Below are 26,312 nucleotides of genomic sequence, written 5' to 3'. Positions count from 1 at the left end.
CATGTCATATCCGGCACTTGCGTATACAGGGAGACACCGTGAGTCTGATCATCAGCGCCAACTTCGACAGTGGCAACATTGAAGTCATCGATGCCAGCGACCCGACCCGCATCGAACTGGCCATCCGCCCCGACACCCGCAGCGCCCATTTTCAGTGGTTTCATTTCAAGGCCAGCGGCCTGACGCCGGGTGCGCAGTACACCTTCAGGCTAGGCAATGCCGGCGGTTCCAGCTACCCACATGCCTGGAGCGGCTACAACGCCGTGGCCTCCACCGATCAAAAACACTGGTTTCGCGTAGCGTCCGGCTTTGATGGCCAGGCCCTGAGTTTTACCTTCAAGGCCGACCAGACGCAGGCCTGGTTTGCCTACTTCGAACCGTATAGCCGTGAGCGCCACGACACATTGATCGCCCAGGCGCTGGGCAGCGCTGGCTGTGAGTTGCTGGCCAGCGGACTGAGCGTCGAAGGCCGGGCCATCCCGCTGCTGCGCAAGGGCGATGGTGCTCCCGGCAAACACAAGATCTGGATCATCGCCCAGCAACATCCGGGCGAGCACATGGCCGAATGGTTCATGGAAGGCGTGATCGAGCACCTCCAGCGCCGTGACGATCCGCAACTGCAAGCCTTGCTCGACGCGGCCGACCTGTACCTTGTCCCCAATGTGAACCCCGATGGCGCCTGGCATGGCCATCTGCGTACCAATGCACAGGGCAAGGACCTCAATCGCGCGTGGCAGGACAGCAATGCACAGGACACGCCGGAGGTATTCTTCATTCAGCAGCAGATGGCGCATTACGGCGTCGATATGTTTCTCGACGTGCACGGCGACGAAGAAATCCCCTACGTATTTACCGCCGCCTGCGAAGGCAACCCTGGCTATACCGCGAAACAGGCCGGGCTCGAAGCGCTGTTTCGCAGCACCCTGGAGCAGGTCACGGCGGATTTCCAGAGTGTCTACGGCTACCCGCGCAGCGCACCGGGCCAGGCCAATATGGCGCTGGCCGCCAACAGCGTTGGCGAACGCTATGGGTGTTTGTCGCTGACCCTGGAAATGCCCTTCAAGGACCACGATAACGCCCCGGACCCGGTGGCCGGCTGGTCAGGCCAACGCTCGAAAGACCTGGGCCGCGACGTGTTGTCGACCCTGTCGCGTCTGGTTCATGCGTTGCGCTGAACAGCGGCTGCGCCAGCACGCTGGCGCAGCAGACCGGCCAGGGCCAGCAACGCCAGCAGGATCACCAGCGCGCCGTACACCTGACTGGTGACGATCAGCCCAAAAGTGCGCGAGGCAAAGCCGGCGGCCAATGCCGGCAGGCAGAATGCCAGATAGCTGACCACATAAAAGGTCGACATCAGCCCTGCCCGCTCCTCGGGTCTGGCCAACGGCACCAGCAAGCGCAAGGCACCCAGAAAACCGGCGCCGAAGCCAATGCCGGCGATCAGGGTACCCAGCAGAAATACGCCCAGAGAGCCGGATTGCACCGCCAGCAGAATCACCACGACGCCTGTCGGCAGAAAGCTCGCGCCTACCCATAAGCCTTGCACCGGCTCACGGCTGCGCATGACCAGAATCGACATGGCGCCACTCAGGGTCAGGGTCGCCACCGCCAGACCGCCGTTGAGCGGTGAATGCGAGCCGGTGGCTGCCGCCAGCAACGATGGGCTCAGCGACAGAAAAAAGCCGCCCAGTGCCCACGCGGCAATATCTACCGGCAATATCCGCCAGAACATCGCCCGCGCCCGCAACGGCACATGCACTGAGGGCCGCAAAGACGCGAGGGCACCCGGTCGGCGCGCGGCACTTTCAGGCAAGCACCATAGATAGCCGGCCTGAAATACGAAGCACGCCAGCAGCGCCACGTAAGGCAACAACAATGGCCAGGGCGCCTGAATCACCAGCAAGGCAGTACCCAGCGCACCGGCGGCCATGCCGAACATCGGCGCGATGCTATTGACCAGTGCACCCAACACCGGATCGCCATCGAGCATCGCAGCGCCCAGCGCACTGGCCGCCATACCGGTGGCAAAACCTTGTAGCAGCCTGGCGGCGATCAGCCAGGCCGGATTGCTGGCAAAGATAAACAGCAGCATCGCCACCCCCTGCACCACAAGGGCTGCAAAGATCACCGGTCGCCTTCCCAGGTAATCGGACAGCGCGCCAACGCTGAGCAAGGCCGCCAGCAGGCTGAAGGCATACACCGCAAAAATCAGCGCCAGCATCCCCGGCGAAAATTCCCAGGCTTGCTGGTACAACGGGTACAGCGGCGTCGGGGCGCTGGAGGCGGCAAAAAAGCACAGCAGCACAAAGGCCAGAAAACCTAGAGGAGACTTGCCCACCGCGACCGGCGGTGGCGGCGCAGGGTTATGCGAAGTCAGGGACATGGGTACACTCTCCGGCAGCGTTTCATTAAAGCCCAAAATTAGCTTTAACTCTGAACCTGCTCAGAGCTTAAAGCAAATACTTTGCGTTAAGGCTCGACATATGGTCATCAAAGAAAGCATCCGCACTGGCGGGCGCAGCGCCCGGGTACAGGCATCGATCCACCAGGCGGTGCGCGATCTGCTGCAAGAACACGAACGTGCCGACCTCAGTGTGCCGATGATTGCCACGCGCGCGGGTGTCACGCCCTCGACCATTTATCGTCGCTGGGGCGACCTCACCAACCTGCTGGCCGATGCGGCCATGGAACATCTGCGCCCTGATGCGCCGATCGACCAGGGCAACCTGCGTGACGACCTGCTGGTCTGGAGCGAGCTGTACCTGGAAGACATGTCGTCGACACCGGGCCGGGAAATGTTACAGGACGTGATTGCCAGCAGCGCCTGCTCGGGCAGATGTGTCGCCATCGTGCGTGGCCAGCTGGAGGTGATCCTCGAGCGCGCCCAGGCTCGCGGCGAAACGTGCCCCGATGCCGAAGACCTGATCGACAGCGTGGTGGCCCCCATCATCTACCGGATTCTGTACACCGGCACCGCACCGGCACTGGCGCGCGTACAAGGCTGGGTCGAACGCTGCCTGACCTCATAGCGGCGCGGTTTGACCCGCGACGCTGCGCAGCCAATGCGCTTATCATGCGCGTCCGTCCGATCAATGGCCCCTCTTCACATGCACACCCTTGCAGATCTGCGCGCCGGCAAGCTGGCCGGTATTCAACGCCTGGACCTGGGCTGCGGCCTCGACACTTTTCCGCCAGAAATTTTCGACCTGGCCGACTCGCTCAAGGTGCTGAACCTGAGTGGCAACGCCCTGAGTCACCTGCCCGACGACCTTTACCGCTTGCAACACCTGGAAGTGCTGTTCGCTTCCGACAACCTGTTCACTGAACTGCCCGCCTGCCTGGGCCAGTGCCAACAACTACGCATGGTCGGCTTCAAGGCCAATCGCATTGAGCATGTACCTGCGCAAGCATTGCCGCCACAACTGCGCTGGCTGATTCTTACCGACAACCAGATCGAAACACTGCCCGACGCGCTGGGTGAGTGCCGTAACCTGCAAAAGCTGATGCTGGCCGGTAACCGCTTGACCCACCTGCCCAAGAGCCTGGCCCATTGTCACAACCTTGAGCTGATCCGCATCGCATCCAACCAGTTGAGCGAATTGCCTGACTGGCTGCTGAGCCTGCCCGCGCTGGCCTGGCTGGCGCATTCAGGCAACCCGTTCAGCCTCAACCCTGCCACCGAATCGATCCGGCAAATCGACTGGGCACAGCTCGACGTGCACCAACGCCTGGGCGAAGGAGCTTCCGGGGTGATTCAGCAAGGGGTCTGGCGCGACGGCGCTGCTGAGCATCAGGTCGCGATCAAGCTGTACAAGGGCGAACTGACCAGCGACGGCTCGCCACTGGATGAAATGCAGGCGTGCATCAAGGCTGGCCTGCACCGGCAATTGATTGCCGTACTGGGGGAAGTCGATAAGCACCCCGAGGCGCGTCGCGGGCTGGTCATGGGGCTGATCGATCCGGCATTCAGCAACCTGGCCGGGCCGCCAAGCCTGGAATCCTGCACGCGCGATATCTACCCGGCCGACATCCGCCTGACGCTACCCGCGTTGCTGGAACTGACTCGAGGCATCGCTTCGGTCACCGCACACCTGCACGCGCAAGGCTTGAGCCACGGCGATCTGTATGCGCACAACATTGTCTGGCAAGAAAGCGGCGAGTGCCTGCTGGGCGATTTCGGCGCTGCGTCCTTTCACCCTTCAAGCTGCGCCGCCGGCGCACTGGAGCGTATCGAGACACGGGCCTTTGGCATTTTATTGAGTGAACTGCTGGATCGCTGCCCCGAGAGCGCAACGCGGCCAGCGCTGCGGGCGCTGGCCGAACGTTGCATGCAGGCCGATGTTCAGGCCCGGCCGGCGATGCAAACGGTTTATCAGCAACTCATGTAGTCGCAGGCGGCGGATTAGCCTGCCAGACCCACGTACATGTTCTGCACATCGTCGTGTTCGTCGATGGCTTCAAGGAAGGCTTCGACTTCAGCCATCTGCTCGGCAGTCAGGCCTTCAACCGGATTTTTCGGGCGATAGCCCAGTTGCATCGATTGCACGGTGAAGCCGTGCTCAGGCAGTGCCTTGCTCACCGCGTCGACATCGCTTGGCTCGGTGAGGAACAGCACGACGCCCTCTTCACCGGTCTCGCAGTCCTGGGCACCCGCTTCGATGGCCGCTTCTTCGGCGTCCAGGCCCGGTCTGTCGGCCACGGCCTCGATCATGCCCTGATGCAGAAAGTCCCAGGACACCGAACCCGAAGCGCCCAGTTGCCCCTTGCGAAACAGCACGCGGATTTGCGCCACGGTGCGGTTGACGTTGTCGGTCAGGCACTCGACGATCACCGGTACCTGGTGTGGGGCGAAACCTTCGTAGGTCACGCGTTCGAAGCTGATGGTCTCGCCCAGCAGGCCGGCGCCCTTCTTGATTGCCCGCTCCAGGGTGTCACGCGGCATCGAGGCCTTTTTGGCTTGCTCTACCACCAGGCGCAAACGCGAGTTCATTTCAGGATCGGCACCGGCGCGTGCAGCAACCATGATTTCTTTGGACAGCTTGCCGAAAATCTTGCCCTTGGCGTTGGCAGCCGCTTCTCTATGTTTGACTTTCCACTGTGCGCCCATGTCTGCTCTCTTGATTCGCTGGCGCCCCGGCTGATACAGCCAGGGTTTTGAAAAAGGAATTGCCCGAAATGCTTCGGACACAGGGCGTGCATTCTATACGCCCGCCGCGCAGATGAAACCCCTCCCGCTTGCGTCGGACAATTACACCTTGAGCGACAAAAGCTGTAGTCCTTTTCTGAAAAGCCGGACAGGCCTGCTTTTGCGTCGTGGCATTCCGTACCCTTCGCAGCCTTGAAACTCATGGAGAGAGAGTCCGCGAATGCCACACGATCAACCCAGGCCGATAACCCTGGCGATTGCCGACTGCCAGTCGGACCTGCAGGTGGTCGGTTTCACAGGCCGCGAGGCGCTCAATGAAACCTGGCGCTTCGATATCGACCTGATCAGCCGCGACCCGTACCTGGATATCAGTGCCTTGCTGCAGCGCCGCGCCTGCCTCAAGCCGGCCCCTGACCACGCCGGTATACACGGCGAAATCGGCAGTGCCAGCCAGGTGTATGCCGGTACCTGCCTGAGCCACTACCGGCTCAGCCTCTGGCCGCTCGTGCAACGCCTGGCACAACCGCGTCGCCAGCAACGCTTCCACAACCTGAGCGTGCCACATCTGATCGAGCACCTGCTGCGCGAGCGCGGGCTGGACGACGCGCACTTTCGTTTTGAAGCCTTGTGTGGCGTCTACCCGCCTCGCCCACTGTATGTACAGCATCAGGAAAGCGACCTGCATCTGCTGCAACGCCTGTGCGAAGAAGAAGGTATTCACTTTCGTTTTGACGGCCAGCAACTGGTGTTTGCCGACGACTGCGCCAGCTTTCCCGAACGCCACGGCCCATTGCAGTTCATGGGCAGCGCCGAGCAGTCCATCAGCCACCTGAGCGAATCGCAGGCCCTGCAACCAGCGCAAAGCCATAGGCCTGCGCCACCGCCCCACCTGCGGGTTGCGCCCACGCCGGGCAGCCAGCGTGCCGAAAAGAAACCGGCCGATAATCAGGCCTGGCCACACGCCTCGGGCATGCCATCACAAGACCTGACGTCTGCCTGGGAACGTCAGCGCAGTGCCCGCCAACTCCAGCGCCTGCGCAACGAACGCCGGCAGATAAGCGGTTGCAGCCAGCAGCCGACATTGACCTGCGGCCAGATCGTGCAAGTGCTCGGGCACCCCGAGCCATTGTTCAACGATCACTGGCTGCTGACCTGGGTTCGCCATGCCGGCAAGCAGCCCGATGTACTCGAAGGCCATGACCCTCACGACGTTGCAGCGATCGTCAGAATACTGTCCGGCACGCCCTCAGCAGACGGGCTGCCTGGCGACAGGTTCGACAGCGGCTACCGCAACAGCTTCGGCGTAACGCCGTGGAGCGAGCCATTCAGACCGCCGCTGCGCCATGCAAAACCCGATGTTCAGGGCCTGCATGCAGCGACACTGATGGGCCACGAGGTAGACTCGCAAGGCTGCCTGCCGATGCGGCTGGATGGGCAAGCCGAGCCGGCCGGCCACCACGGCTGGCCACGGGCACTGCTGGCGCTCAACCACGCACTGCCTGCGCCAGCATTGCGCAACGGTTGCCGCGTGCAGATCGGCTATCTGGACAACGATCCCGAGCGCCCGGTGATTTGCGCCCTGCTGTCGCCATCATCCGCTGAACCGGCCATCCAGGGCTGGATGGATGGCCATGCACTGCAGCCGTTGCCCGAAAGCATCGTCGTACAAAGCGGCCAGGCATTACACATCCAGTCCAGCCGCCCGCTGACCCTGCAAGGCCTGGGTACCTTACAGATCGAAGCGCAGGCACTTACCGCCACAAGCCCCGGTGGCCTGCTGATGGGGCTGCCTGCAGCCCTTGCGCCGCCGCCATTGCACGATCTGCGTCTGCCCCCGCAAGGCACCACACCGGCCCATTGCCTGTGGTACATCGTGCGCATGGCCGAACCCGGGCTTGAGCATCTGTCCCGGCTGGACCCGGAGCACTTTCTGTTTGAAGGCCGCACAGATGCCGAGGGCTATCTGGGCCTGACGCCTGAGCAACGCCAGCAACTGGCCGCTGAATACGCAAAAACACCCGATAACCTGTGCCTGATTCATCCCGGCCGCTGCATCACATTCAATGATTTTTTGCATGGGTCGGGCAGCGAAGCCCAAGCCTGGCTTGCCGGCTTTTCGCCCAGGCCCTAACCCCCCTTGAACACCGGAGGACGCTTGGCGATAAAGGCCGCCATGCCCTCTTTCTGATCGTGGCTGGCAAAGACGGCATGAAAGACCCGGCGCTCAAAACGGATGCCTTCGGCGAGGCTGACCTCGAAAGCGCGATTAACGCTTTCCTTGACCATCATGGCCACCGGCAGGGATTTGCCGGCAATGGTCGCCGCCGCTTTCAGCGCTTCGTCGAGCAACGACTCCGGCGCCAGCACCCGCGCCACCAGCCCGGCGCGCTCAGCCTCATGGGCATCCATCAAACGCCCGGTGAGGCACAAGTCCATGGCCTTGGCCTTGCCCACCGCACGGGTCAGGCGCTGGGTGCCACCCATGCCCGGCAAGACCCCCAGATTGATTTCCGGCTGCCCGAAACGGGCGTTGTCGGCCGCCAGAATAAAATCGCACATCAGCGCCAGCTCGCAGCCACCGCCCAAGGCGAAACCGGCCACAGCGGCGATCATCGGCTTGCGTCTGGCGGCGACCCTGTCGCTTTCGACGAACAGGTCATCGAGGTATATCTGCGGGTAACTCAGTTCAGCCATTTCCTTGATATCGGCGCCGGCGGCAAACGCCTTGTCAGAGCCGGTCAACACGATGCAGCCAATCTGCGGGTCGGCTTCAAAACCATTCAGGGCGTGGTTCAACTCATCGATCAAGCGTGCATTCAACGCATTGAGCGCTTGAGGGCGATTGAGCGTAATCAGCGCGACCCGGCCACGCACCTCTGCAAGAATTTCACTGTAATTCATTGACTCTTGTCCTTGTGAACGATCGCTTTGAGCGTAGCCCAACCGATGCCATCCGGCAGCGCAGCGGCTGCCTGGGCGAATATCTGCGCTGCCTGGGGGTCTGAACCCGGGTACTGAATAAGGAGCCCATCATGCTGCGTCATATCGCCCGTCTGCTGCTTGTCACCCTGCCCCTGCTGTTGGGGGCTTGCGCGCTGTTGCCCGACCGCGATGCGTTGCTGATCGACGTGGTGGGCATCGAGCCCTTGCCGGGCCAGGGGCTGGAAGTGCGCATGGCGGTGAAACTGCGGGTTCAGAACCCCAACGACACAGCCATCGAATACAACGGCGTGGCCTTGCGACTGGAGGTCAATGCCCGCTTGCTGGCCGCCGGAGTCAGCGACCAGCCCGGCAGCGTCGGACGGTTTGGCGAAACCCTGCTGGTGGTGCCGGTGAGCATTTCGGCGTTTTCGGCACTGCGCCAGGCACTGGGGCTGGCCCAGGGTCAGCAGATCGACTCACTGCCCTACACACTGCATGGCAAGCTGGCCGGCGGGCTATTCGGTACCCAGCGTTTCAGAAGCAGCGGCACCCTGAGCCTGCCGGGCAGCGGCAGCAGGAATGGAAGCGGCAGTTGGTAGCGTTAGCGGGCAGCGGCGACCAGACGATTGAGTTCGCTGCGCACCATGTTGGCAAACTCCGGCGGGCTAAGGTTATCGAGCTCTGCACGTGCCCACTCGGACCACTTGCCCTTGCGCTTGGAGCGCTCGCCGATCAGACGGGCCGCTTCGCTCTTGGCCTTGCCCAGGTTGCTTTGCCACAAATCGAACAGGCGAGACTTTTCGTCTTCAAGCTCCGCGCGTTCAGCCAGGGGACGGTTGGCGAGATTGAAACTCATGACGGTGACCTCTTACAAAAACCGGCGACAATCTTACACCGCGCACCACGGGTACTGCTTGAGGTGCGGGAAAAAGGTTGCAACTTTTCCGACGACCGCATACTCCATTGCTCATCGCCATCAACTGAAAGGAAAACACCATGGCCCGCAAGAGAACCGAACAGAACCTCACTGACCAGATCAAGGACCAGACCTTCAGCGAGTTGCAGGCGCTGATCGAAGAGTCCGACAAACTGCTCAAGGACAGCGCCTCGCTGGTCGGCGAAGAAGCGGAAAACCTGCGTGAGCAACTGAGCGTCAAGCTCAAGCAGGCTGCAGAGTCGATCACCAGCGTGCGCGAACGTACCCGGCCGGTGGTCGAAGCCACCGAAACCTATATCGGCGGCCATCCATGGCAGACCGTTGCCATCTCGGCAGGTTTCGGCCTGGTGGTGGGTCTGTTGCTGGGTCGTCGCTGATCGCCTGCACCTGATTACAACGCGCGATTCACCACACTCGGCTCGGTAAAGCGGTGTGACTTGGCGACCTTGGCCTGCAAGGTCGTCAACTGCGTTTTAGCCTGCTCTTCCGATTCGTAAGGGCCCAGCAGGATCTGCTGCTTGCCGTCGATATTGACGATCACCGGCGCATAGCTACGCTCCAGCAGCCAGGCGCTGGTGTCGCTGACCGCTTCACGCGTGTTCATCTGGATGTACCATTTCGGCTGCTTTACTTCTGCCGCCGCTACCTGCGCACTGGCAGCTTCGCCAGCCGGTGGCTGAGGCTTGCCTGCGTCGCATCCGGCCAGTGCCAGCACTGCCATCATCAATACCCTCTTGCGCACGTCGAACTGCTCCTGCCTGAATGAAGAGGCGGCGAGTCTAGCACTCCCGGCGGCTTAATCGACGGGTGCGTAAAGGTGTCGCAGCTGAGCGCCTGGGTATGACGAATGCACGCAATCGCAGCCTGCACAGGCCTCAGGACCGATTTACGGCCGATTGCCATCGTGTAATCAAATATTTCCCAAACGGTCCTGTAAACCGCCCGACGGCCACCGCCCCGCTGACCTCGACCACTATGCTCCAGCATGGATTCTCCTCATACCCGGCAGGAGTTAAATCATGTGCACGCATAACCCGCTGCATTGCTTCATTCCTCCCTACATGCTCGAACACATGTCCGAATCTCCAAACCGCAAGGTGCGCCATTGCGCCATTGCCAACCTCGCGTGTCGATCTGCTTTTATCGCCGAGCGCCTGACGAGCCAGGTCATGCCGACGCCGTCAGCACTGGCGACCGCGCACGGGCAAAAGCACCGACAGGTCTACGATGCCGGCGGCACTCCCAGCCTGCCAGGTCGCCTGGCGCGCAGTGAAGAGCAACCAGCCACCGGCGATGCAGCGCTGGACGAAGCCTTCGACGGCTCGGGCATCGTCTACGACTTTTATGAGCAACTGTTCGAGCGCCACTCACTGGATGACAAGGGCCTGTCGCTGATTTCTTCGGTGCATGTAACCGAAGCCGATATGCAGGGCGATCTGGCGCCGCTCAACAATGCGTTCTGGAATGGCCGGCAGATGGCCTATGGCGACGGGGATGGCGAAGTTTTCAGGCGTTTTACTGCCAGCCTTGAAGTCATCGGCCACGAACTGACCCATGGCGTGCAGAGTTTTACCTCGCAACTGGTCTATCAAGGCCAGTCCGGCGCGCTCAACGAGCATTTCGCCGATGTATTCGGCGTGCTGGTGCGCCAGTGGCATGAAGGCACGCCGGCCAGTGACGCCAGCTGGCTGGTCGGTCGCGAATTACTGGTGCCCGCCAGTACCCGGCGCGGCATACGCGACATGCTGCATCCCGGCACTGCTTACAGCCACGATCCCGATCTGGGCGACGACCCGCAGCCCGCCAGCATGGCCGACCTGTATACGGGCCATCGAGACCGTGGCGGGGTGCATATCAACTCGGGAATTCCCAACCGTGCGTTCGTTCTGGTGGCCAAGGCACTGGGCGGCAATGCCTGGGACATCGCCGGACGGATCTGGTACGAAACCCTGCTGCAATTGCCCGCCAACAGCCAGTTCAGCGACTGCGCGCGGATCAGCACCAAGCTGGCCGGCCAACGGCGTTATGGCGCGGCAGCGAAACGGGCCGTGACAGCTGCCTGGCGAGAAGTGGGTGTAAGGCCATGAAAGTGTGTTTCATCCAGTCTGGCGGTTTTGCCGGCATGATCAGGCGCTACGAAGTCGACACTCAAACGCTGCAACCTGCCGAGGCGCACCGGTTGCAAACACTGATAGACCAGAGTGGCCTGTCGCAGTCCGGGCAATGGCTCGATGAACAGGCCACAGACTTGAAACAATATGAAATCAAAATAGAAGATCAGAGCAATACCTTCTGCCTGACGTTCGATGATCGCAACATCCCCGATTCCGTCCGCCCGCTGCTGGGTTTTCTGCTGCAACAGGCTCGCCCCGGCAGGCTCTAGCGTCTGCGCAAAGAACAGGCCAAAATAATGGCGCCGTGATGCATGAACATCGCGGCGTCATCAGGGTCCACTCTTCAACGTATCGCCCGATGTATCGGTTTGGTATCGACGTGCATAAATACAAGCCCTCGCGGCTCCAACAAGGTATCTTCCTGTGCCTTTTCATTTATCGTCCAGGATTTGCATTTACTGCATTCGATGAGTATTGAAGCCCCCCACGATCAAGCGCCGGGTTTGATCATCTGTGAGCATTGCGACTCGCTGTATGAAATTGCTCCTCTGCGCGCCGGCGAATCTGCGTATTGCCTGCGTTGTCGTGCCCTGCTCGGGCGCGGCCAGCGCATGTCGCTGGAACAATGGCTGGCCCTGACCGTGGCGGCTGCCGTGCTGTTTGTACTGGCCAATATCTTTCCGGTCATCAGTATCAGCATGAAGGGCCTGAGCAACGAGGTCACCTTATGGCAATCGGTCGAAGCCCTGGCGCAGGGGCGTATCACCCTGATTGCCCTGGTGGCCGGTTTGTCGATCATCTTCGCCCCGCTGCTGCAAATCGTCCTGCTGCTGTGGGTACTGCTGCACGCCCAGCGCGGCGTGGTCGCTCCGGGTTTCAAGGCTTGCATGCGCGCCCTTGAGCACCTGCGGCCATGGAGCATGCTGGAGGTGTGCATGCTGGGCATTCTGGTCGCGATCATCAAGTTGTCGGGCATGCTCGATGTCCATCCCGGCATCGGTCTGTGGGCCATGGCGATGTTGATGGTGCTGATCCTGCTGATCGCCAACCGCAATATCCGCAGGCTGTGGGATGTGCTGGAGGTGAAACCGGCATGAGCGAGGTTCCCTACGCCCACCAGCACCAACTGTGCCTGTGCCATATCTGTGGCCATGCGTGCCAGGAAGATGCACATTGCTGCCCACGCTGTGACTCGCCGGTGCACAGGCGCAAGCCCAACAGCCTGGCGCGCACCTGGGCCTTTCTGATTGCCGGGCTGATCTTTTACATTCCGGCCAATGCCCTGCCGGTGATGTACACCACCCTGCTGGGCAACAGCAGTGAAAACACCATCATGAGTGGCGTGATCGAATTCGTTCACAGCGGCTCGTGGGACATTGCCCTGCTGATTTTCATTGCCAGCGTGGTGGTGCCCTGCATCAAGTTCGCGGTGCTCGGCATGTTGCTGATCACCTGCCAGCGGCGCAGTCGCTGGGCCATGGTCGAGCGCACGCGGCTGTATCGCTTTATCGAACTGATCGGTTATTGGTCGATGCTCGATGTACTGGTGGTCGCGCTGGTCGCCTCTCTTGTGCAGTTTCGCGAACTCAGCAGCATCGAGCCGCGCATCGGCATTCTGTTTTTTGGTTTGGTTGTGGTGATGACGATGTTCGCCGCCATGAGTTTCGATCCCCGGCTTATCTGGGATGCAGAGGTTGAAGATGCCTGACAACACCCCCCCTATGTCTGCTGCCGCGCCGGCCAGCCCAGAGATCAAGCCACGCCGGGTGCGTATCTCGCTGGTCTGGCTGGTGCCGATCGTGGCCGGCCTTATCGGCCTGTCGATGGCCGTCCATGACTGGATGAACATCGGGCCGAAGATCACGGTCAGCTTCCAGACTGCCGAAGGCATGGAAGCCAACAAGACCCAGGTCAAGTACAAGAATGTGGTGATCGGCATGGTCACCGCCATCGAGCTGAGCGAAGACCGCAGCCATGTAAAGACCACTATCGAGCTGAACAACAGCGCGGGGCCCTTCACCCGCGTTGACAGCCAGTTCTGGGTGGTACGTCCGCGCATCGGCGCGCATGGCATTTCAGGCGTCGACACCCTGCTTTCAGGGGCATTCATCGGCGCCGATGCTGGCAACGCCGAGCAGACCAAAAATGAATTTGTCGGTCTGGAAACCCCGCCGCCGGTAACCTTTGGTGAAAAAGGCAAACGCTTCATCCTGCACACCGATGACCTCGGCTCGCTGGATATCGGTTCCCCCATCTATTACCGGCGCATTCAGGTCGGCCAGGTGGTGGGCTATAACCTTTCCGACGACGGCAAGGGCGTGGACATCCAGATTTTCATCAATTCGCCCAACGACAAGTACATCACCACCGACACCCGCTTCTGGAATGCCAGCGGCGTGGATGTCAGCGTTGGCGCAGCGGGCCTGAAGATCAATACCCAGTCGCTGGCCTCGATCGTCTCCGGCGGCATTGCTTTTCGCGAACCGAACTGGAGCCCGGACACCAAACCCGCCGATGAAAACGCCGAATTCCGTATTTTCGACGACCAGGCCGCAGCCCTCGCGCCGCCCGACGGCGAGCCGCGTTACATCCGTATGCGCTTCAAACAGTCGCTGCGTGGTCTGGCAGTCAATGCGCCGGTGGACTTTCTGGGGGTCAACATCGGCAGGGTGGTGTCGGTCGACCTGGATTACGACGGCGACACCAAGACCTTCCCCGGTGTGGTCGGCGCCGTGATCTACCCCAAACGCCTGGGCGCCGCTGAATCGAAGCTGCAGCAACTGGCCGGAACAGGAAGTGACGAAGAGCAATCGGCGCGCATTCTGGGCGCGTTCATCAGCAATGGCCTGCGCGCGCAGGTGCGCACCGGCAACCTGCTTACCGGACAGTTGTACATCGCCATGGAGTTCGACCCCAAGGCTCCGAAGGTCGCCTTCGATCCCAAGGCACGCCCGCTGGACATTCCGACCGTCCCAGGCAGCTTCGACAAGTTGCAGGAGCAGTTGCAGGCCTTTGTCGACAAACTCAGCCGCCTGCCGGTCGACGAGTTGGCAGGCAACCTGAATGGCACGCTGAGCGAATTGCAGAAAACCCTGAAAATAGTCAACGCCAGCGTGTTGCCGCAAGTGCGCGGCACCCTGCAACAGGCCGAGAAAACACTGTCGACCGCCAACGACACACTGGGCGAAGACTCACCCGGTCGTCAGCAACTGGGTCAGGCACTGGACGAGGTGCAGCGTGCGGCGCGTTCCATGCGCGTGCTGACCGACTTCCTCGGCCGTCAACCTGAAGCGTTGATCCGTGGCCGCAGCAGCGACGCCGCGCCCGCCTCGTACAAGAGTTCGTCTTCACGCAACAAGAATCTGGAGCCTCAACCATGACCCTGCGCCTGAAACTGGCCATTGTGGCCGCCACTCTGGGGCTGGCCGCCTGCGCCTCCCCTGTGATGCGCTACTACACCCTGGTCGCGCCGCTGGGCGCGGCTCCTGTAGTCAAAAACCAGCCGGCGCCGTTCCAGTTCGAGATGCTGGCGGTGCAGTTACCGGTTCAGGTCGACCAACCGTCACTGGTGGTCCGCCAGGGCGACGGCAGCCTGGCCATTCTCGACACCGAACGCTGGGGTGCACCGCTGGGCGATGAGTTTCATGACGCCCTGACCGCACAACTTGAAAGCCGCTTTGCCCGCCGTGACGTCGCCGGCCTGCCCAAGGACAGCAATGAGCCGTTGCTGTCGCTGCGCACCGATGTTCGGCGCTTCGAGTCGCTGCCCGGCCAATATGCGCTGATCGACGTGGTGTGGAACCTGAGCCTGCGCAATGGTCCGACCGGCAGCCCGCGCAGCAACCTGACCTGTAGCAGCGTGATCCGCGAAAACGCCGGTGCCAGCCTGGAAAGCCTGGTGCTCGCGCATCAGGCCGCTGTAGCGAAACTGGCCGATGATGTCGCTCGCACCGCGCAAAACTGGTCACACACGCCCGCTGCCGGCTGCCTGTGAAAAGCGCTGCTCATGAACACAGACGATTAACATTTTTTTACATAAAAAAACACTATCCGATCTAAAACTCACACTTAAACCATTCAAATTGGTACAAGAAAGTACTATTTCGCCTCCCCATTTAAGGGTATCTTGGCCTGCGCCAAAGTAATGGCCAGTGAGTTTTCAAGATAGACCATCTGTGGCTGTCACGTGCAAACAGCCGGTCTGTTCACTCCTTTCTTAAATGGATATAAATCTGCAAAGGCAACCCTCGTGCGGATGATTTAATGAGGATAAACGGATGATAGGAATCGGTCCGCGCCTGAAAAGGGAACGTACACGCCTTAAACTTTCACAAAGTGCACTGGGCGCCATCGGTGGCGTTGAAACCAATGCACAGGGCAACTATGAAAATGGTCTTCGCTATCCAAGAGCTGATTATTTATCACGCGTGTCCGAAGCCGGAATCGATATCGCCTACGTTGTTACCGGCCAGGAAAAGCGCTACACCACGGTTGCCACACCCGTGGTGTCCGATCTCAATCGGGTGATTGCCCGTCTACACACCAGCCTGCACGACATGAATCAGCAGCTGTACCAGATGACTCAATTGCTTGAGAGGCGCCAGAGCGATGACGCTGGCACGGACAGGCTGCAGATCGAGACAGTACGTGACGATGCCCAGGCCATCAGCCTGGCGGCGGTGCGTCTGATCTATGTCACCTCAAAGCTCAGTTGAAGGGCTCATGCAACAGCGGGGCGCGGCACCAACGTGACCCAATAACGGGTACGGGTCTGTACTTGCACAGGCAGGCTGGCGGCCAGCAGCTGCAGAATACGGTCGGTGTCGTCGAGGCGAAACGCGCCGGTAACGTTAAGCTTTTCCAGGCTCGGCTCCCAGCGCAAAACACCCGGCCGGTAGCGGCTCAGTTCGGTGAGAAAACTGCCCAGCGGGCGGTTTTCAACCGTCAGCACGCCGGTTCGCCAGTCTGGCTGTTGGGCGTCGAAACGCTCTATGGCTCCAGTTCCCGAAGGGCTGAGCGAGACGCGCTGGCCGCCCTGCAAATGCACGGGCGCGCCGGCCACTGGCAGCACCTGGACCCGCCCGCGCAATACCGATACCCGACAACGCCCGGCGTCCTGGCGAATACACAGCTCGGCGCCCGTCGCAATGGCGTGTCCCAAGCGGGTTTGCACAATGACCGCCGGGGCATTTTCGGCCATGCTCAACGCCAGCTCGCCTTCGATCAGCGACAGTTGATGCCTGCCGGCGTGCCAGTCCAGGTCGACCGCCGTCGCGGTATTGAGCTGCAACAGGCTGGCATCGGACAGGCGCACGGTACGTCGCTCGCCGGTGCCGGTTCGCAAGTCGGCGCGCCAGGCTGCGACGGGTAACTGCTGGCTGAGCAACCAGCCGGTGGGCAGCACTGCGGCAAGCACCAGTGCGCGCTTGAGCAACGCCCGACGTTGCGGTGCTGCGGCCGGACGATCAAGGCTGGCCATGGCCAATTGTGCAGGCACTTCGGCAAACCGCTGGCGCAGCCCCTGGGCTTTCTGCCACATCTGCTCATGGCTGGGCGACTGCTCACGCCATTGCTGCAGGCCCGCACGGTCTTCGGCGCTGGCGGTGCCCGACTCGACCAGCGCCAGCCAGCGTGCAGCGGCATGCGCCACCTGGCGGGCGTGATCGTGGTTTGCCGGGTTCACAGGTCGGCCACCAGACAGTGTTCGTAGGCCTGAGCCATGTAGCGTTTGACCGTACGCTGCGAGACCTGCAAGCGTTCGGCGATTTGCGCATAGTTCAGGCCTTCGAGCTGCGCCCACAAAAAGGCGCGGCGCACTGCTGGTGGCAAGCCATCGAGCAAATCATCCAGAGCCTGCAAGGTTTGCAACACGATCCAGCGCTGCTCCGCCGAGGGCGTCACGGTTTCAGGCAGATGCGCCAGGGCATCCAGATAGGCCTGCTCCAGACGTCGACGGCGCTGATGATTGAGCAACAGTCGCTTGCCCACCGTGACCAGATAAGCCCTGGGTTCACGCAGCGCGGCCAGCGGCTCGCTGTGCGGGCCGGTCAGTACACGCAAAAAGGTTTCCTGACTCAGGTCGGCCGCATCCCAGGCATTGCCCAGGCGCCGATGCAGCCACGCTTCCAGCCAACTGCGATGTTCACGATAGAAACTGTCCAGCCCAGGCTGCATGGGGTGTGCGGCGTCAGTCATGCGAAGGGCACCATCGAAGTGAGTCATGATTTGTAATGAGAATAATTCTAATTAACTCAGACGCCGCCGCCAATCGGAATTTTTCGCCAACAGGTCCATTGGTCGCCCACGCCTGGCAATTGTGACCAGGCAACTATTCTTGTCGAGTCGCTTGCGACACCCCTTTTCAATACCTTTTTTAACTTAAGGGACTAACGTTATGTCGATACCGCCTGAGGATGATGTGCTTAAACACGCTGTGGGCCACTCTGTCGCCGAACTGGACTTTGCCGACGTCCATGATTTCAGTCGGCCTTGGGAAGCGGCCCCCGGTGCGCCGGATTTAACCGGCGCCAAAGCCCCAACCGGCAATGAATACCGAAAATCGCTTAAGCTTTATGCCGACTGCGTCACCGTCAATCGCCGTTACATCGCCGCCTATCAACTCTGACAAGGCGGCAAACGGTACTTGAGCAATGCGTCAAAGCCCGATACTGTACATAAAAACAGTATCGGGTAATTTACATGCAGCTGATCGACAAGCTGAGCATTCTGGCCGACGCCGCCAAGTACGACGCCTCCTGCGCCAGCAGTGGCGCGCCCAAGCGCAGCTCGCAAGGCAAGAACGGGCTGGGCTCGACCAATGGCATGGGCATCTGCCACAGCTATACGCCCGACGGGCGCTGCGTCTCGCTGCTGAAAATCCTGCTGACCAACTTTTGCCTGTACGACTGCCAGTACTGCGTCAACCGGCGCTCCAGCGATGTGCCGCGTGCGCGCTTCAACCCCGAAGAAGTGGTCGCCCTGACCCTGGACTTCTACCGGCGCAACTGCGTCAGCGGGCTGTTTCTGAGTTCCGGTATCATCCGCTCGGCCGACTACACCATGGAGCAACTGGTCGAAGTCGCCCGATTGCTGCGTGAAGAACACGAGTTTCGTGGCTATATCCACCTCAAGACCATCCCCGATGCAGACCCTGCGCTGATCGCACTCGCCGGTCGTTATGCCGACCGCCTCAGTGTCAACATCGAGCTGCCCACCGACCACAGCCTGCAAATCCTTGCGCCGGAGAAAAACATCGGCTCGATCCGCAAGGCCATGCACACCATTCATAACGGCGAACAGAACGTCAAGGATGAGCCACGCGCGCCGCGCTTTGCACCCGCCGGGCAAAGCACACAGATGATCGTCGGCGCCGACGCCACCGACGACAGCACCATTCTGCACAGCGCCCAGACCCTGTACAGCAACTACAAGCTGCGCCGGGTCTATTATTCGGCGTTCAGCCCAATCCCCAACAGCCCGGGCAGCGTGCCGCTGGCCGCCCCGCCACTGCTGCGCGAACACCGCCTGTACCAGGCCGACTTTCTGCTGCGCGGCTACGGTTTTCAGGCCAGCGAACTGCTCAAGGGCCCCGGCGACCTGGCGCTGGACATCGACCCCAAGCTGGCCTGGGCGCTGAACAACCGCGATGTGTTCCCGCTGGACTTGAACCGCGCCGACCCGAGCCTGATCGCCCGTATTCCAGGCATCGGCCTGCGCACCACGCAACGCCTGGTCGAGCTGCGCCGGCAGCGGCGCATCCGTTACGAAGACCTGGCGCGCATGCGCTGCATCCTCGACAAGGCTCGTCCGTTTATCATCACCAGCGATTACCGGCCGCCGCAGGCGCAATCCTCAAGCGAGCGCCTGCACCAGCAATTGCGCGACCGTCCGCAGCCTCAGCAACTGGGGCTATGGGCATGATCAGCCTGGACTGCGATGACCTGTTCGAGGTCTGGCGCGGGCAGGCACGCTGGCTGTTAAGCCACGCCGTCGACCCCAGCCGGGTCAGCTGGAATGGTGGCCAGGGCAGCGATCTGTTCGGCAGCGACGAGCAACTTCCTGATACGCCCGGCCCGTTTCAGGCACGGGTACCGCTTGCGTTGCTGGAGCAACTGCAAGCGGCAGCGCAGTACCGTGGCGAGCAACGCTGGAGCCTGCTTTACGAGGTACTGTGGCGGGTGTGTCATGGCGACCGCACCGCCATGCTCGCTGGCGACCGGCTGGGCAGCGAACTACAGCGGCGGCTGAAACAGGTCAGCCGCGAGGCTCATCACCTGCATGCCTTCTTGCGCTTCGTGGCGGTTAAAACCGACCTGCCCTGGCCGGACGACAACGCACCGCACTATGTGGCCTGGCATGAACCGGCCCACGACATTCTGCACAGTGCCAGCGAGCATTTCATCGGCCGCATGGGCCGTCATCGCTGGCTGATCGCGACCCCGCGCGACGCTGTTTTCTACGACGGTAGCCGATTGATTCACCAACGACGCTGCCCGCAGGCATGGCAACAGCTGGCCCGCCAGCCGGACGACTCACACGGCGAGCTATGGCTGACCTACTACCAGCACATTTTCAACCCGGCGCGGCTCAACCCTAAAGTCATGCAAGGCCACTTGCCGACGCGTTTCTGGAAAAACCTGCCCGAAGGGCCGTTGATTCCGGCCTTGATTACCCAGGCACGCACAGGCAAACAGCGTGATGGCCAGGCCAGCAGCATCGCGGCACGCCCCGGCAAACGCATTCGTCACGACAACAGTTCAGACACGCCATGAGGCCAGTGCTACGCGGCAATCGCCATCGAACAGCGTGCCACCGTGTGGCGCCAGCTCATCCTCGGCCAGGGCAATCACCAGGCTTGCGTTGCCCGATACGAACAGCGCTCGAAAAGCCTCGTCGAATCGCTGCGCCAGACGCGGGTCCATATCACCGAGCAGACGCGGCGCCCATTTTCCAGTGCCATACCAGCAGCCCCGTCCGCGCAGCGCAAGTTCTACCAGCCGGGCATGCAACATGGCACCGATCGCCATGACCTCACTGGCCGACCGCTCACCGCGCAGGTCATCGATTGCATCGGTGATTTCATAGCGTAAAGCGTTCAGGGCCGCAGTTGCCAACGGTTGCGGCCCTGCGTTCAAACGCTTGCGAACCTCTTGGCGCAACCGTTCTGCCGCACCCGTCGCCGGGCCAATCACCACGCCTTCGCTGATCATGTTGAGCAGGCTTGGACGCCCGCGCTCGATGTCTTCATCGATGAACCACGCCACGGTCCGCAGGTCATGAACGAACACTTCGACCGGAATACCCTGCGCGATGAACGACTCGCGACGCGCTGCATCGAGGTGATCGTAAATCACCACCAGATCGATATCGGAAAGGTAAGTGCCCTGCCCGCGCATGATCGAGCCGGCCACACAGGCAAAGGATGCGCCTTCATAACGGCTGCGCAAAACCGTCTCGGCCACGGCCAGCGCGGTGGCAGGAGAAGGACAAGCAGGTTCGCTCATATCGTTGAGTCTCTGTGCGCCAGTACCGGCAGGGTTATTTCTTTCAACGTCGCTTTCATGACCAGCATGCCGACCGTGCAGGCAGCCAGAGCAACCGTTGCATTACCGAGCAAGTGGCCGAGCAAGGCGCCCGCGCCGCCATCAAGGTGCGCGCCATACCAGACAAACGGCACCGTCCCCAGGCTGGCACGCAGCCAGCCGAACAGCGTGACAAAGATCGGTCGGCCCATGGTCACGAAAATGGAAATGGCGACGAACTGCAAACCGATCAAGGTCCAGAGCACCCCGCCGAACTGACAGAATACCTGCAGAATGCGCACGCCTTCGCCTTGCACATTGAATAGGCCTTGCAGTGTCTGCGCCGACAGCGCCAGGATCAACGCCACAACGGCCCCATAACCCAGCGCCAGCCAATACGTGGTCTTTATCGCCTCGCGCGCACGCTCTGCATTTCTGGCCCCCAGGTTCTGCCCGATAATCGGACTCAGCGCACCGGGCAACACAAAGAACACGCAGAACGACAACTGAATGATGCGGTCGACCACGGCAATGCCGGCCAAAGCTTGCGAGCCATAGGCGGCCACCGACGACATCAGGTACGCCATGCCCACCGGGGTGGCCAGGTTGCCGAACACCGCCGGCAGGGCAATCCTGGAAATCTGGCCGATGTCTGCGCGCATCTGTGCAGGCGCGGCGCGTGCGGTCAGCCTGGCGACACGGTGCACGTAATACACGCTCAGGGACGCGGTCACGCAGGCCATCAGCAAATAGGCAAAGCCTGCACCGTTGAGCCCCAGATTCAGCCACAGGATAAATACCGGCTCGGCCAGCGCACCCACTGCGGTGCCGGTCAGCACGATATACATCGGTTGCTTGCCGAACCCGGAAGTACGCAATGTCTGCATGCAGATTTGCCCAATGGCCATGAACAGCGTGGCCGGCAGGGTAATCCACAGATACGCATGCGCTGCCGCAAACGCTCGCTCTTCGAGCCCCAGCAGATTGAGGATGGCATCGAGAAAAAACAGCTCGACTGCCGCCGCCGATATCGAGAGCGCGATCACCAGTGCCAGGCCGCTGCCTGCCAGTTGCCGGGCACGCTGGATCTCACCGGCCCCCAGGCGACTGGCAATCAGCGCAGCCGAAGCCATGGACACGCCCATCGACATACTGGTCACGAAAAACGTCAATGTCTTGCCCACCACCAGCGCTGCCAACAACACGTCGTCATGCAACATGGAGATGTAAAACACCGAAAGAACATCAATGACGAAGATAGACAACAAACTGGTGGTACTGGTCCCGGTCATCCGCACGATATGCTTGAGTACAGAGCCTTGGGTAAAGACGGCGTTATTATTTTTCATTACAGCGTGCCTGTTGAAGGACGGCCACTAAAGGGCTGAATGACCGCCACTAAAGGGGTCAGGCACGGTACTCTTTTCACCCTGCATTGATTAATACAAATACGTTCTATTGTTATGCCCTGACGGCACGTATCCCTACAAATGCAGCTGCCCCTCAATACAGGTCACGGACGCACCGCCAATCCAGATGTCATCGCCAATGCGCTCGACCTGAACCCGGCCATTGCGGCCTATCGCGGTGCCCTGGCTGACCACATAGCGTTGCGGTGCCAGGCCTTGTTCGAACAACCAGCGGGCGATCCCGGCGTTGAGGCTGCCGGTTACCGGGTCTTCGGGCATGCCATCGCCGCCGACGAAGGCACGCACTTCATACTGTGCCTCATTGCCGTCAATGGCCGGCTCCCAGGCACCGAATACACCAAGCACCAGACCATCGAGGCGGGAAAAGTCAGGTTTCAGCGACAGTACCCGCGCGCGGTTGGCCAGGTGCAGGGCAAACCAGCCGGGGCCGTTGTCGACCCAGCGGGCATCGAGCACTTCATCACGGCTCAAATCCAGCGCCAGGCATACCCGCGCCAGCAGTTCATCGTCTACCGGGCCGCTGCGCAACAGCGGCGGCGCGGTAAACGCCAGCTGCTCGCCGACCTTGCGAATTCGCACCAGACCGATACCACATTGCTGAATGATTTCTTCGCCCTTGGACACCCCGCCGCTTTCGAGCCACGCATGGCAGGTGCCAAGGGTCGGATGCCCGGCAAAGGGCAGTTCTCTGAGCGTGGTAAAAATGCGCACGCGATAGTCGGCCTGCGGGTCGGTGGGGGTCTGGATAAACGTGGTTTCGCTGAGGTTGGTCCAGTTCGCCAGCGCGGCCATACGCTCGTCGCTCAGGTCGTCGGCATCGAACACCACCGCCAGTGGATTGCCTTGCAACGGTTGCTCGGAAAAAACATCGAGCTGTTTGAACGGGTAGCGACGCATGACGGACTCCTGTCGGGCAAAGACTGTGAGGATGGCATACGCCTGCGGTGCAGATAAAGCACCGCTCGGGTTAAGCTCGGTGAGCCTGCCAGGAGAAAATCGCTCATGCCCCTCGAAACGCTCTGCCAGTACCTTTCTCGACAACCGCTGCTGGTGATCACCGGCGCCGGTATCAGCACCGCCTCCGGTATTCCCGATTACCGCGACCGCGAAGGTGTGCGGCGCGGCCAGCAGCCGATGATGTATCAGGAGTTTATCGCCAACCCCGCCGCACGCCAGCGCTATTGGGCGCGTGCCTTGCTGGGCTGGCCGCGCATTCTGGCGGCACAACCCAATGCCGCGCACCGTGCCTTGGCCGAGCTGCAGACGGCGGGCCGCATCAGCGGCTTGATCACCCAGAACGTCGATGCCCTGCACAGCCGTGCCGGCAGCCCGGCGGTGACCGAGTTGCATGGCAGCCTGCACCGGGTGTTGTGCCTGGATTGCGGGCAGCGCTGCGAACGCACGGTGGTGCAGCAACAGATGCTGGCCGACAACCCTTACTTGAGCAGTGTCGACGCCGTGCAGGCCCCCGACGGTGATACCTTGCTGGATGCGGCCTACATCAGTGACTTTCGCTTGCCGGCCTGCCCGCACTGCGCAGGCGTCAGGCTGAAGCCGGATGTGGTGTTCTTCGGTGAAAACGTCGCCTGCGACACCGCCGCCCTGGCCATGGAGCAGGCTGGCCAGGCAGCGGGGCTATTGGTGGTCGGCACCTCGCTGATGGCCTGGTCGGCGTTCCGCCTGTGCAAACACATGGCTGAACAAGGCAAACCGGTTCTGGCCATCAATCAGGGCAAGACCCGTGCCGACGATCTACTGACCGCCAAGTTCGAAGTGCCTTGCGAAACCCTGCTACCGCAGGTGGTTGAGGCACTGGGTTAAAACAGCCCCAGTTGCCCGCCGATCAGGCGACTGAAATCGTCGTCGACAAACGGCAGGATGGCATCGGCCAAAGGTTGCAGCTGGCGGGTCACGTAATGGTCGTAATCGATGGGTGCTTGACGTGCCTCCAGGGGTTCCGGGCCGTTGACAGTCATTACATAGCTGATCCAGCCGCCGCGCTGGTATTGCAGCGGCCGGCCCAGGCGCTGGTTGTATTCATCGGCCAGTTTCGCGGCGCGCACATGCGGCGGCACGTTGCGCTGGTACTCGTCCAGACGCCGACGCAGGCGCTTGCGAAACACCAGCAAGTCGTCCAGCTCACCGGCCACGGTGCGGCGCACATAATCGCGGATGTACTCCTGATAAGGGCGGCGCTGGAAGATCAGCAGGTACAGCGCCTGCTGAAACTCCCGGGCCAGCGGCGACCAGTCGGTGCGCACCGACTCCAGACCCTTGTAGACCATTTCTTGAGTGTTATCGGCGCGGGTCACCAGGCCTGCGTAACGCTTCTTGCTGCCCTCCTCGGCACCGCGAATGGTGGGCATCAGAAAGCGCGAATAATGGATTTCGTATTGCAGCTCCAGCGCGCTATCAAGGCCATATTCCCGTTGCAGGTGCGCGGCCCACCACTGGTTGATATGTGCCACCAGGTCACGCCCGATGGCCTGCGCCTGCCGCTCGTCGTGGGGCGTGCCCAGCCAGACGAACGTCGAGTCGGTGTCGCCATAAATCACCTGATGCCCCCGCGCCTCGATCAGTTGCCGGGTGGTTTGCATGATTTCATGCCCGCGCAGGGTGATCGACGACGCCAGGCGGGTATCGAAAAAACGGCACCCGCTGGAGCCCAGCACGCCGTAGAAGGCATTCATGATGATTTTCAGCGCTTGCGACAACGGCGCATTGCCTTCGCGCTTGGCCGTTTCACGGCCCTGCCAGACCCGCTCGACGATGGCCGGCAGGCTGTGCCGGGTGCGTGAAAAGCGGGCGCCGCGAAAGCCCGGCACCGAATGCACATCATCGGGTTGCTGCAAGCCTTCGATCAGCCCCACCGGGTCGATGAGAAAAGTGCGAATTATCGACGGGTACAGGCTCTTGTAATCGAGCACCACGACCGACTCGTACAAACCGGGCCGCGAGTCCATGACAAAGCCGCCGGGGCTGGCCTCGGGCATGCGCTCGCCGAGGTTGGGCGCAACGAAGCCCTGACGATGCATCTGCGGCAGGTACAGGTGATAGAACGCGGCCACCGAGCCGCCACTGCGGTCGGCGGCAAGGCCGGTGACCGTGGCGCGCTCGAGCAGAAAGGTCAGCAGCCCGGTGACCTCGAACACCCGCGTCACCAACTCACAGTCCTTGAGGTTGTAATGCGCCAGCGCCGGTTTGTCTTCGGCGAACATGCGGTTGATTTCGTCCATACGCTGGTACGGCGTGTCGATCGCCTTGCCCTCACCCAACAGGCTCTGGGCGACGAATTCAAGGCTGAACGAGGCAAAGCTCCAGGTCGCTGAACGCAGCGCCTCGATGCCGTCAATGATCAAGCGGCCGCTGACCTCGGCAAAGAAATGCTGGCGGCTGCCGTGCTCGCGCCAGCCCATCGGCTCACCGCCACGTCCCAACAGCAAGGGCACGCCGAGCTTTCTGGAATGCTCATGCAGGATGCGCAGGTCGAACTGCACCACATTCCAGCCGATGATCGCGTCCGGGTCATGCTCGGCCAGCCATTGGTTCAGCCGGGTGAGCAGTTCAGCACGGCTGGCGCAGTACTCAAGGTCGAAATCCACCTTCGACGCATCACCATTGGCCGGCCCCAGCATGTACACCTGGCGCTGCCCGCAGCCCTCCAGGGCAATCGAATACAACTCGCCGCGCTCGGTGGTTTCGATGTCCAGCGACACCAGTTTCAGGCGCGGGCGGTAATCGGGCGCCGGGCGCACGGTCGCCTGGCACACCACGCCGTCGGCATCGACAGTACCGCCAAACAGCACAGGCGCCGTGATGAAACGCTCCATCAGGTAGCGCTCCGGGGGACGGATATCGGCTTCGTAGACGTCCAGGTTGCCCTTGCGCAGCAAGCGCTCGACGTTCATCAATTGCCGGTACTGTGTGCAATAAATACCCACGACAGGCCGATGGCGAAAGTCTTTCAGCTCAAGCTCGCGCAGCTCGACCCCTTCCTCGCCGCGCAGCAGGGCCTGGGCGCGCTCGCGTTGCACCGCAGGCATGAACGCCACCGACGGTGGGGCGCGCAAGCGAATCAGACGCGGGCCGTGATCGGTGGCCAGCCACAACTCGATTTCAGTCCCGGCGGGCGTGTCGCGCCAGTGGCGGCTGAGGATGAAACCCGGCTGTAGATCCAACGCGCTGGCCTTGTCTGTCGGTTGAAGCGGACATTCTACTCAGTATTCAACAGGGACAGGACTG

General features: G+C 61.5%; 28 protein-coding genes. 17 read left to right on the top strand and 11 right to left on the bottom strand.

The genetic code is table 11. From position 1 onward, the window contains the following. Window positions 1-38 precede the first annotated feature (38 nt). On the top strand, window positions 39-1,175 hold the full coding sequence (locus tag ACYP2A_RS13055; protein ID WP_459745477.1) for a M14 family metallopeptidase: 1,137 nt from the start codon (window positions 39-41) through the stop codon (window positions 1,173-1,175). Here the strand turns inward: ACYP2A_RS13055 and ACYP2A_RS13050 are convergent. Continuing rightward, on the bottom strand, window positions 1,160-2,383 hold the full coding sequence (locus ACYP2A_RS13050; protein WP_459745475.1) for an MFS transporter: 1,224 nt from the start codon (window positions 2,381-2,383) through the stop codon (window positions 1,160-1,162). The two genes, ACYP2A_RS13055 and ACYP2A_RS13050, sit on opposite strands and share 16 nt — an antisense overlap. 100 nt (window positions 2,384-2,483) lie before the next feature. Between ACYP2A_RS13050 and ACYP2A_RS13045 the strand changes: the two genes are divergently transcribed. Together ACYP2A_RS13045 and ACYP2A_RS13040 are read left to right on the top strand one after the other, a co-directional pair. After that, a complete protein-coding gene (locus ACYP2A_RS13045) occupies window positions 2,484-3,029 on the top strand; it encodes a TetR/AcrR family transcriptional regulator (protein ID WP_459745473.1) in 546 nt (181 codons plus the stop codon). A gap of 78 nt (window positions 3,030-3,107) precedes the next feature. After that, on the top strand, window positions 3,108-4,388 hold the full coding sequence (locus ACYP2A_RS13040) for a leucine-rich repeat-containing protein kinase family protein (protein WP_459745471.1): 1,281 nt from the start codon (window positions 3,108-3,110) through the stop codon (window positions 4,386-4,388). Window positions 4,389-4,402: 14 nt separating this feature from the next. Here the strand turns inward: ACYP2A_RS13040 and ACYP2A_RS13035 are convergent, their stop codons facing one another. Then, window positions 4,403-5,107 (bottom strand): YebC/PmpR family DNA-binding transcriptional regulator, encoded by a 705-nt coding sequence (locus ACYP2A_RS13035; protein ID WP_459745470.1) that lies wholly within the window; start codon window positions 5,105-5,107, stop codon window positions 4,403-4,405. A 259-nt stretch (window positions 5,108-5,366) separates the two neighbouring features. On the opposite strand from ACYP2A_RS13035, the gene ACYP2A_RS13030 reads away from it, so the two are divergent. Further along, window positions 5,367-7,277 (top strand): type VI secretion system Vgr family protein, encoded by a 1,911-nt coding sequence (locus ACYP2A_RS13030; RefSeq protein WP_459745469.1) that lies wholly within the window; start codon window positions 5,367-5,369, stop codon window positions 7,275-7,277. On the opposite strand, the gene ACYP2A_RS13025 is transcribed toward ACYP2A_RS13030, so the two are convergent. Continuing rightward, window positions 7,274-8,047 (bottom strand): enoyl-CoA hydratase, encoded by a 774-nt coding sequence (locus tag ACYP2A_RS13025; protein ID WP_459745468.1) that lies wholly within the window; start codon window positions 8,045-8,047, stop codon window positions 7,274-7,276. The two genes, ACYP2A_RS13030 and ACYP2A_RS13025, sit on opposite strands and share 4 nt — an antisense overlap. A gap of 131 nt (window positions 8,048-8,178) precedes the next feature. Here ACYP2A_RS13025 and ACYP2A_RS13020 point away from each other — a divergent pair, with 131 nt between their 5' ends. Then, entirely contained in the window at window positions 8,179-8,667 is a 489-nt protein-coding gene (locus tag ACYP2A_RS13020) for an LEA/WHy family protein (protein WP_459745466.1), read from the top strand. A 2-nt stretch (window positions 8,668-8,669) separates the two neighbouring features. Here the strand turns inward: ACYP2A_RS13020 and ACYP2A_RS13015 are convergent, their stop codons facing one another. Continuing rightward, a complete protein-coding gene (locus tag ACYP2A_RS13015; protein ID WP_459745464.1) occupies window positions 8,670-8,924 on the bottom strand; it encodes a hypothetical protein in 255 nt (84 codons plus the stop codon). Window positions 8,925-9,064: 140 nt separating this feature from the next. Here ACYP2A_RS13015 and ACYP2A_RS13010 point away from each other — a divergent pair, with 140 nt between their 5' ends. Beyond that, window positions 9,065-9,382, top strand: coding sequence for an ElaB/YgaM/YqjD family protein (locus ACYP2A_RS13010; RefSeq protein ID WP_459745462.1), 318 nt, complete (start codon window positions 9,065-9,067; stop codon window positions 9,380-9,382). A gap of 14 nt (window positions 9,383-9,396) precedes the next feature. Here the strand turns inward: ACYP2A_RS13010 and ACYP2A_RS13005 are convergent, their stop codons facing one another. After that, the gene (locus ACYP2A_RS13005) at window positions 9,397-9,747 is read right to left on the bottom strand and encodes a hypothetical protein (protein WP_459745460.1); all 351 of its coding nucleotides are present in this window, start codon (window positions 9,745-9,747) and stop codon (window positions 9,397-9,399) included. A 277-nt stretch (window positions 9,748-10,024) separates the two neighbouring features. Here ACYP2A_RS13005 and ACYP2A_RS13000 point away from each other — a divergent pair, with 277 nt between their 5' ends. The 7 genes from ACYP2A_RS13000 to ACYP2A_RS12970 all read left to right on the top strand — a co-directional run bounded on the left by ACYP2A_RS13000 (window position 10,025) and on the right by ACYP2A_RS12970 (window position 15,834). Continuing rightward, window positions 10,025-11,092, top strand: coding sequence for a M4 family metallopeptidase (locus ACYP2A_RS13000; protein WP_459745459.1), 1,068 nt, complete (start codon window positions 10,025-10,027; stop codon window positions 11,090-11,092). Continuing rightward, window positions 11,089-11,388 (top strand): protealysin inhibitor emfourin, encoded by a 300-nt coding sequence (locus ACYP2A_RS12995; RefSeq protein ID WP_459745458.1) that lies wholly within the window; start codon window positions 11,089-11,091, stop codon window positions 11,386-11,388. The genes ACYP2A_RS13000 and ACYP2A_RS12995 overlap by 4 nt, the downstream gene beginning before the upstream one ends. A gap of 198 nt (window positions 11,389-11,586) precedes the next feature. After that, window positions 11,587-12,216: a paraquat-inducible protein A gene (locus ACYP2A_RS12990; RefSeq protein ID WP_459745456.1), complete on the top strand. Its 630-nt coding sequence runs from the start codon at window positions 11,587-11,589 to the stop codon at window positions 12,214-12,216. After that, the gene (locus ACYP2A_RS12985; protein ID WP_459745455.1) at window positions 12,213-12,827 is read left to right on the top strand and encodes a paraquat-inducible protein A; all 615 of its coding nucleotides are present in this window, start codon (window positions 12,213-12,215) and stop codon (window positions 12,825-12,827) included. The genes ACYP2A_RS12990 and ACYP2A_RS12985 overlap by 4 nt, the downstream gene beginning before the upstream one ends. Next, window positions 12,820-14,499, top strand: a complete 1,680-nt coding sequence (locus ACYP2A_RS12980) for a PqiB family protein (RefSeq protein WP_459745453.1) — start codon at window positions 12,820-12,822, stop codon at window positions 14,497-14,499. Before ACYP2A_RS12985 ends, ACYP2A_RS12980 begins: the two co-directional genes overlap by 8 nt. Continuing rightward, the gene (locus ACYP2A_RS12975) at window positions 14,496-15,113 is read left to right on the top strand and encodes a PqiC family protein (protein WP_459745452.1); all 618 of its coding nucleotides are present in this window, start codon (window positions 14,496-14,498) and stop codon (window positions 15,111-15,113) included. The genes ACYP2A_RS12980 and ACYP2A_RS12975 overlap by 4 nt, the downstream gene beginning before the upstream one ends. 283 nt (window positions 15,114-15,396) lie before the next feature. After that, window positions 15,397-15,834, top strand: a complete 438-nt coding sequence (locus tag ACYP2A_RS12970; protein WP_459745450.1) for a helix-turn-helix domain-containing protein — start codon at window positions 15,397-15,399, stop codon at window positions 15,832-15,834. 5 nt (window positions 15,835-15,839) lie between these two features. Here ACYP2A_RS12970 and ACYP2A_RS12965 read toward each other — a convergent pair whose 3' ends face one another. Together ACYP2A_RS12965 and ACYP2A_RS12960 are read right to left on the bottom strand one after the other, a co-directional pair. Next, complete coding sequence (locus ACYP2A_RS12965; RefSeq protein WP_459745449.1) at window positions 15,840-16,802, bottom strand: FecR domain-containing protein; 963 nt, start codon at window positions 16,800-16,802, stop codon at window positions 15,840-15,842. Beyond that, window positions 16,799-17,314, bottom strand: a complete 516-nt coding sequence (locus ACYP2A_RS12960; RefSeq protein ID WP_459745447.1) for a sigma-70 family RNA polymerase sigma factor — start codon at window positions 17,312-17,314, stop codon at window positions 16,799-16,801. The genes ACYP2A_RS12965 and ACYP2A_RS12960 overlap by 4 nt, the downstream gene beginning before the upstream one ends. Window positions 17,315-17,513: 199 nt before the next feature. Here ACYP2A_RS12960 and ACYP2A_RS12955 point away from each other — a divergent pair, with 199 nt between their 5' ends. From ACYP2A_RS12955 to ACYP2A_RS12945, 3 genes are all read left to right on the top strand, one after another. Then, complete coding sequence (locus ACYP2A_RS12955) at window positions 17,514-17,744, top strand: hypothetical protein (protein WP_459745446.1); 231 nt, start codon at window positions 17,514-17,516, stop codon at window positions 17,742-17,744. A 74-nt stretch (window positions 17,745-17,818) separates the two neighbouring features. Next, window positions 17,819-19,039: a putative DNA modification/repair radical SAM protein gene (locus ACYP2A_RS12950; RefSeq protein ID WP_459745445.1), complete on the top strand. Its 1,221-nt coding sequence runs from the start codon at window positions 17,819-17,821 to the stop codon at window positions 19,037-19,039. Next, window positions 19,030-19,890, top strand: a complete 861-nt coding sequence (locus ACYP2A_RS12945; protein ID WP_459745443.1) for a TIGR03915 family putative DNA repair protein — start codon at window positions 19,030-19,032, stop codon at window positions 19,888-19,890. Before ACYP2A_RS12950 ends, ACYP2A_RS12945 begins: the two co-directional genes overlap by 10 nt. Here ACYP2A_RS12945 and ACYP2A_RS12940 read toward each other — a convergent pair. From ACYP2A_RS12940 to ACYP2A_RS12930, 3 genes are all read right to left on the bottom strand, one after another. Then, complete coding sequence (locus tag ACYP2A_RS12940; protein WP_459745442.1) at window positions 19,876-20,622, bottom strand: nucleotidyltransferase domain-containing protein; 747 nt, start codon at window positions 20,620-20,622, stop codon at window positions 19,876-19,878. The genes ACYP2A_RS12945 and ACYP2A_RS12940 overlap by 15 nt on opposite strands. Next, complete coding sequence (locus ACYP2A_RS12935; RefSeq protein WP_459745441.1) at window positions 20,619-21,989, bottom strand: MATE family efflux transporter; 1,371 nt, start codon at window positions 21,987-21,989, stop codon at window positions 20,619-20,621. Before ACYP2A_RS12935 ends, ACYP2A_RS12940 begins: the two co-directional genes overlap by 4 nt. 135 nt (window positions 21,990-22,124) lie before the next feature. Then, window positions 22,125-22,967 carry a PhzF family phenazine biosynthesis protein gene (locus tag ACYP2A_RS12930; RefSeq protein ID WP_459745440.1) on the bottom strand — a complete coding sequence of 281 codons (843 nt, stop codon included), beginning with the start codon at window positions 22,965-22,967 and terminating at the stop codon, window positions 22,125-22,127. Between the two features lie 105 nt (window positions 22,968-23,072). Between ACYP2A_RS12930 and ACYP2A_RS12925 the strand changes: the two genes are divergently transcribed. Then, window positions 23,073-23,891 (top strand): NAD-dependent protein deacetylase, encoded by an 819-nt coding sequence (locus tag ACYP2A_RS12925; RefSeq protein WP_459745439.1) that lies wholly within the window; start codon window positions 23,073-23,075, stop codon window positions 23,889-23,891. Here the strand turns inward: ACYP2A_RS12925 and ACYP2A_RS12920 are convergent. Further along, entirely contained in the window at window positions 23,888-26,248 is a 2,361-nt protein-coding gene (locus ACYP2A_RS12920; RefSeq protein ID WP_459745438.1) for a DNA polymerase II, read from the bottom strand. The genes ACYP2A_RS12925 and ACYP2A_RS12920 overlap by 4 nt on opposite strands. Window positions 26,249-26,312 lie beyond the last annotated feature (64 nt).

Source organism: Pseudomonas sp. 3A(2025) (genome assembly GCF_054589175.1).
This window is presented reverse-complemented; position numbering and strand designations above follow the sequence as displayed.